General features: G+C 58.1%; 7 protein-coding genes and 1 pseudogene. 1 reads left to right on the top strand and 7 read right to left on the bottom strand.

Translation table 11 applies throughout. From position 1 onward, the window contains the following. Positions 1 to 210 (top strand): hypothetical protein (locus ACLEJQ_RS08495; protein WP_440793938.1); only part of this gene is annotated, 210 nt, incomplete at its 5' end. A 51-nt stretch (positions 211 to 261) separates the two neighbouring features. Here the strand turns inward: ACLEJQ_RS08495 and ACLEJQ_RS08490 are convergent. The 7 genes and pseudogenes from ACLEJQ_RS08490 to rpsI all read right to left on the bottom strand — a co-directional run bounded on the left by ACLEJQ_RS08490 (position 262) and on the right by rpsI (position 6,091). Next, positions 262 to 621 (bottom strand): annotated as a pseudogene (locus tag ACLEJQ_RS08490) (DUF6124 family protein). Between the two features lie 1,042 nt (positions 622 to 1,663). Further along, on the bottom strand, positions 1,664 to 2,077 hold the full coding sequence (locus ACLEJQ_RS08485; protein ID WP_440793936.1) for a ClpXP protease specificity-enhancing factor: 414 nt from the start codon (positions 2,075 to 2,077) through the stop codon (positions 1,664 to 1,666). 16 nt (positions 2,078 to 2,093) lie between these two features. Continuing rightward, positions 2,094 to 2,711: a glutathione S-transferase N-terminal domain-containing protein gene (locus ACLEJQ_RS08480; RefSeq protein WP_245142020.1), complete on the bottom strand. Its 618-nt coding sequence runs from the start codon at positions 2,709 to 2,711 to the stop codon at positions 2,094 to 2,096. Positions 2,712 to 2,855: 144 nt separating this feature from the next. Continuing rightward, positions 2,856 to 3,638: a cytochrome c1 gene (locus ACLEJQ_RS08475; protein WP_440793934.1), complete on the bottom strand. Its 783-nt coding sequence runs from the start codon at positions 3,636 to 3,638 to the stop codon at positions 2,856 to 2,858. Next, entirely contained in the window at positions 3,638 to 4,849 is a 1,212-nt protein-coding gene (locus tag ACLEJQ_RS08470; protein ID WP_440793932.1) for a cytochrome b, read from the bottom strand. Before ACLEJQ_RS08470 ends, ACLEJQ_RS08475 begins: the two co-directional genes overlap by 1 nt. Continuing rightward, on the bottom strand, positions 4,849 to 5,442 hold the full coding sequence (petA, locus tag ACLEJQ_RS08465) for a ubiquinol-cytochrome c reductase iron-sulfur subunit (protein WP_440793930.1): 594 nt from the start codon (positions 5,440 to 5,442) through the stop codon (positions 4,849 to 4,851). Before petA ends, ACLEJQ_RS08470 begins: the two co-directional genes overlap by 1 nt. A gap of 256 nt (positions 5,443 to 5,698) precedes the next feature. Further along, entirely contained in the window at positions 5,699 to 6,091 is a 393-nt protein-coding gene (gene rpsI / locus ACLEJQ_RS08460) for a 30S ribosomal protein S9 (protein ID WP_440793928.1), read from the bottom strand. Between the last annotated feature and the right edge of the window lies 1 nt (position 6,092).

The raw sequence follows: 6,092 nt of genomic DNA, 5'->3' as shown, positions 1-6,092 counted from the left end.
AAGATCAAAAGCCAGAGCAAAGCAAAGCAAAGCGGTTTTAAAGCCGACCTGTTTCTCCCCGCCGTATTTGGATTCACCTGTGGGAGCGGGCTTGCCCGCGAAGGCGGCCTGACAGCCGACCTATCTCTTCCGGTTGTACCCGATCCAACTGTGGGAGCCAGCCTGCTCGCGATGAAGGTGTGTCAGTCAACATCAATGCTGCTGACCTGACGCCATCGCGAACAGGCTCGCTCCCACAGAGGCAGGGTGCTTAGTGCAAGGCTATCGCGGGTCGACGTTATCCAGCACCTGGTTCGCCAGTAATGAACTCAGTTCGATCAACTGCTAAATGCCCAGTGCCAGGCTACGCCGTGAGCCTTCCAGGTCGAATGCGAGTTCGTAGACCATGGTGTCTGCCGAGGCCAGGGTTTCGCTGAGGTTGGCGAGCAGGCATTCGTTATCGAGGCCTTTCACGACGGTGAATACCTGGCCCGGTTTTGGCGCGTCTTGGGATTTATCCGGCTTCGGCAGCAAGTAGTGATCCAGCACGCGTTTCGTGGCTTCGTCTTGCTGCTTGGCTTTGGATTATGCGGATTGGGCGGTGGAGCCTTTTTCTGGAGGGTTTGGAGTTATTTTGAACATTTGGGACTTCCTTCAGTAGGGCCGCAACCGTCTCGCTACTAAACGAAAGGAGACAGCGGTGCGCAAGTTAGTAGACCGGTGAAGTCACCAAACCCGGCGCGCCCGAAAGCGCCATGCGCACAGCCACCATCAAGTGCAGGCGAAGGCCTGACTGGATGACACTCATGCAACCGAAGATGACTAACCGGGCTACTAAACCCGACCACTGATGAGCAGTGGCAGGCAAGACAATAAAACCCAGGGACAAGGCGCACAAGCGGGCGGATTCGGGCGTAGTTGTAGGCAAAGGCGCAAGGATATGTGGGGTTGCAGGGACAAAATGGCCGGGTTGAACATTTATCTGAGGGCACAGGACTACCCTCTGTGGCGAGGGAGCTTGCTCCCGCTCGGCGGCGTAGCCGTCGTGGGGCGGGTTCAGGTGGTGTACCTGGGGGAATGTGTCGCTGGTTTTGGGGCGGCTTCGCCGCCCAGCGGGAGCAAGCTCCCTCGCCACAGGGGCTGGGTGTTGCAATCCAGGGCTGTGCTCGGCCATGGCATTCGCTTCACTGGGGATACTCATTGAGAGATAGGCTGGCTGTTAGGCCGCCATCGCGAGCAAGCTCGCTCCCACAGTTTGGGGCAGGGTACAACCGCAGGAGATAGGTCAGCTCTTAGGCCGCCTCGCGAGCAGGCTCGCTCCCACAATTTGGAGCGGGGGTACAACCGCAGGAGATAGGTCGGCCGTTAGGCCGCCTCGCTTTTGCTCTGGCTTTTGCTCTGGCTTTTGATCTTAGGCGCCCCATCAACCACAAGGGCCGAACGCAGGCATTGCGTAGTGGGCATCCCGGCATGGATGCCGGGATAGCCGCGCTGGGCCATGGATGGCCCTTCGCGGCGGGCCCACGGAGCAATGCCGGAGTGAGGGAACACCGAGCGTAAGCGAGGTGCCCAGTGGTGGGGCAAAGCGCTTTTGGTTACTTTTGGCGCTCTTCCAAAAGTGACCCGCCGTAAGGGCGGAACCCTAAGCAGCCATTACCAAAGAAACGGATATGTACACCAATCCTTACTTCACCACCTTAAGACTAGGCCGCCCACTAGGCCGCGGCGGCTCATCATCCGGCGGCGGCAGGTCATCATCCACCTCGTACTCATCCTCACCATCCATCGGCGTTTCCAACTCAAACACCATACCCTGGCCATTCTCCCGAGCATAAATCCCCAGGATCGAAGCAATAGGCACATACAGCGTGTGCGGCACACCACCGAAGCGGCCCTCGAAGCTGACGGCATCGTTGTCCATGTGCAAATGACGCACGGCAGCCGGCGATACGTTCAGGACGATTTGCCCGTCATTGGCAAAGCCCTGCGGCACCTGCACCGAAGGATACTCGGCGTTGACCAGCATGTGCGGGGTGCAATCGTTGTCCACAATCCACTCGTAGAGCGCGCGGACCAGATAAGGTCGACTGGAGTTCATAGCGGCTCCTTAAGCCTCAGCGCATGTCGCGTTCGACACCAGACAGACTCGCCTGGAAAGCCTCACGCGCAAATTGGCGCTCCATATAATCAAGCAGCGGCTTGGCAGGCCGCGGCAGTTCGATACCCAGAATCGGCAAACGCCAGAGTATGGGCAATAGGCAGCAATCCACCAGACTTTGTTCCTCACTCAGGAAAAACGGCTTGTCGATGAACAGCGGCGACACGCCCGTCAGGCTTTCGCGCAGCTCTTTGCGCGCCACCACGCGCGCCGGTTCCTTGGTCCGCGGATCCAGGATCAGGTCCACCAACCCACACCAGTCGCGCTGGATGCGGTGCATCAGCAGACGACTGTTGGCGCGTGCGACAGGGTACACCGGCAGCAAGGGCGGATGCGGATAACGCTCATCCAGGTATTCCATCACCACGGTCGATTCCCACAAGGCCAGGTCGCGGTCGACCAATGTGGGCAGACTGCCGTAAGGGTTCACCTCGATCAACTTGGGCGGCTGACGGCCGGCTTCGACGTAAATGATCTCGGCGCTGACACCCTTCTCTGCCAGTACGATACGTACCCGGTGGGAATAGTGGTCGGCGGGGTCGGAGTAACAGGCCAACCGATTGGTCACGCCCATGGCGATCCTCCTCGCTTGTTGAAATTATCGAAAAACGGAAAAACGAGCGCGCCCAGAGGGCGTCTCTCGTAACGCCTGGCCGACGTTACACTTTCAGAGACGCCCTTGGGCGCGCACGATTAACAGCAATGGCTTACAGCTTTATCAATGAACGTCTTTCCAGTATTCACGCTTGAGCAGGTAAGCGAATACGAAGAAGAACGCCAGGTACAGCAATACATAGGTACCGATGCGCTGATGCTCCAGCTTCACCGGGTTGGCCGAGTAGGCCAGGAAGGTCACCAGGTTCTTGACCTTCTCATCGAACTGCTCCGGAGTCAGGCTGCCGGTATTCGGCACAATGGTCAACTGGTCGCAGGCTTCGTGAGTCAATGCGGTGCCGGTCAACGGGTCATATTGTTTCTTACCGTGCTCGACCACCTGGACCTGCTTGCAGCCTACCACCTGGCGCCCCTGCAGGCTGGCCAGGACGTTTGGCATGCCCACGTTCGGGAAGACCTTGTTGTTCACGCCCCAAGGACGCGCAGGATCCTCATAGAACGAACGCAGGTAACCGTAGAGCCAGTCGGTGCCACGTACGCGGGCGACCAGGGTCAGATCTGGCGGTGCGGCGCCGAACCAGGTCTTGGCATCTGCCGGCTGCATGCCGATCGTCATGTGGTCGCCCAGCTTGGCACCGGTGAACACCAGTTTTTCCAGCATCAGGTCATGGGGAATGCCCAGGTCATCGGCCACGCGCTCGTAACGCTGGAACTTGGCACTGTGGCAACCCATGCAGTAGTTGGCGAAGGTCCGGGCGCCGTCCTGCATGGCCGCCTTGTCGGAAACGTCGATGTCGACTTTTTCCAACTCTGGACCACCGTGTTCGGCCGCGAAGGACAATACAGGCATAGCAGCAAGAATCAGTACAGCAAATAGCTTTTTCATCAGCCAGTCACCCTTTCCGGAACCGGTTTGGTCTTCTCGAGCCTGGTATAGAACGGCATCAGAATGAAGTAGGCGAAGTACAGGAAGGTGCACACCTGCGAGAGCAGCGTACGCTCCGGTGTCGGCGCCAATACGCCCAGCACACCCAGGATCACGAACGAAATGCAGAACACCACCAGCCAGATCTTGCTCAGCCAGCCCTTGTAGCGCATCGACTTGACGGGGCTGCGATCCAGCCACGGCAGGACGAACAGCACAGCGATGGCCGCGCCCATGGCGATGACGCCCAGCAGCTTGTCCGGGATCGCCCGCAAAATCGCGTAGAACGGCGTGAAGTACCAGACCGGGGCAATGTGTTCAGGAGTCTTGAACGCGTTCGCCTGTTCGAAGTTCGGCTTCTCGAGGAAGTAGCCGCCCATTTCGGGGAAGAAGAACACGATGGAACAGAAGATGAACAGGAAGACCACCACACCGACGATGTCTTTCACGGTGTAGTACGGGTGGAAGGCGATGCCATCCAGAGGTACGCCGTTCTCGTCCTTGTGCTTCTTGATGTCCACGCCGTCAGGGTTGTTCGAGCCGACTTCGTGCAGCGCCAGGATATGCAGCACCACCAGGCCAAGGATCACGATGGGCAAGGCGACCACATGCAGGGCGAAGAAGCGGTTCAGAGTGATGCCGGAGATCAGGTAGTCACCACGGATCCACTGGGTCAGGTCGTTGCCGATGACTGGAATCGCACCGAACAGCGAAATGATCACCTGGGCGCCCCAGTAGGACATCTGGCCCCATGGCAGCAAGTAACCCATGAAGGCTTCGGCCATCAGCGCCAGGTAGATCAGCATGCCGAACACCCACACCAGCTCACGCGGTTTCTGGTACGAACCGTAGAGCAAGCCACGGAACATATGCAGGTAGACCACGATGAAGAACGCCGAGGCGCCGGTGGAGTGCAGCAGGCGCAGGATCGAGCCGTACTCGACGTCACGCATGATGTACTCGACGGAAGCGAACGCCTCTTCCGCCGAAGGGGTGTAGCTCATGGTCAGCCAGACACCGGTGACGATCTGGTTGACCAGAACGAGCAGGGCCAGGGAGCCAAAGAAGTAGAAGAAGTTAAAGTTTTTCGGAGCGTAATATTTGCTGAGATGGTCTTCCCACATCTTCGTCGCGGGGAAGCGCGCATCAACCCAGTCCATGAATTTGCTCATTACGCTTTCTCCTCGTCGACGCCGATGACAATGAGCTCATCGGTCTCATAGGAATGCGGGGGAACCGGCAGGTTCAGAGGTGCAGGCTGCGACTTGTAGACGCGACCGGCCAGATCGTAATGGGAACCGTGGCAAGGGCAGAAATAGCCACCGACCCAATCCTTGCCCAAGTCGGCAGGGGCCACTTCAGGACGGAACGTTGGCGAGCAACCCAGGTGCGTGCAGATCCCGATCAGCAGCAGGAGTTCAGGCTTGATCGAACGCGTTTCTGGATTGACGTATTCCGGTTGGACCGAGTTCTTGGAAGAGGGATCGGACAGCTGGCCCTCGATCTTTTTCAGATTCCCCAGGATCTCCTCTGTACGGCGGACGATGAACACCGGCTGGCCGCGCCATTCAGCAACCATCTGCTGGCCTGGCTCGATCTTGCTGACATTCACTTTCACCGGTGCACCTGCGGCTTTCGCCTTGGCGCTGGGAAACCATGACCCCACGAACGGGACCGCAGCCCCCACCGCTCCTGCAGCACCCACCACGGATGTGGCTGCTACCAGGAAGCGACGCCGGCCTGCATTCACGCCGTCATTGCTCATTCAGTCCTCTCCCATCAGCTTTGTGGCCTGTTAGATCAGGCGTCTACTAAGTAAAAATCTGAACTTATAAAAATTTTGCCGAATGGTAATGAAAAGCCCCAATTCTGACAAGGTAATTACCAAGCGGCCAAACCGCCAGGCCTTGTAGTATAGGGGCTCTACGAATGTGGCAAGTTGTCACAGAGCAATTATTTCGCCCATAAAAAAACGCCCGGCTCCGTGAGGAACAGGGCGTTTTCTGAAAGCGGAAGCGAAATTAACGCTTCGAGTACTGCGGACGCTTACGCGCTTTACGCAGACCGACTTTCTTACGTTCGACTTCGCGAGCGTCGCGAGTCACGAAACCAGCTTTGCGCAGGGTGCTACGCAGGGTTTCGTCATAGTCCATCAGGGCGCGAGTGATGCCGTGGCGGATTGCGCCAGCCTGGCCACTTACACCACCACCAATCACGGTGACGTAGATGTCGAACTTTTCAACGGTCTCGGTCACTTCCAGCGGCTGACGAACTACCATGCGGGCAGTTTCGCGACCGAAGAAGTTATCCAGGGAGCGGTTGTTGATGGAGATGTTACCAGTGCCCGGACGCAGGAAAACGCGTGCGGTTGCAGTCTTGCGACGGCCAGTGCCGTAATTTTGAGTCGCCGACATA

The sequence above is a fragment of the Pseudomonas sp. SMV71 genome (genome assembly GCF_052042015.1).
Lineage (GTDB): Bacteria > Pseudomonadota > Gammaproteobacteria > Pseudomonadales > Pseudomonadaceae > Aquipseudomonas.
This window is presented reverse-complemented; position numbering and strand designations above follow the sequence as displayed.

Coding starts and splice junctions, on each gene's coding strand:
- ACLEJQ_RS08485 (WP_440793936.1), bottom strand. CDS start 2,077: ATGAACTCCAGTCGACCTTATCTGGTCCGCGCGCTCTACGAGTGGATT.
- ACLEJQ_RS08480 (WP_245142020.1), bottom strand. CDS start 2,711: ATGGGCGTGACCAATCGGTTGGCCTGTTACTCCGACCCCGCCGACCAC.
- ACLEJQ_RS08475 (WP_440793934.1), bottom strand. CDS start 3,638: ATGAAAAAGCTATTTGCTGTACTGATTCTTGCTGCTATGCCTGTATTG.
- ACLEJQ_RS08470 (WP_440793932.1), bottom strand. CDS start 4,849: ATGAGCAAATTCATGGACTGGGTTGATGCGCGCTTCCCCGCGACGAAG.
- petA (WP_440793930.1), bottom strand. CDS start 5,442: ATGAGCAATGACGGCGTGAATGCAGGCCGGCGTCGCTTCCTGGTAGCA.
- rpsI (WP_440793928.1), bottom strand. CDS start 6,091: ATGTCGGCGACTCAAAATTACGGCACTGGCCGTCGCAAGACTGCAACC.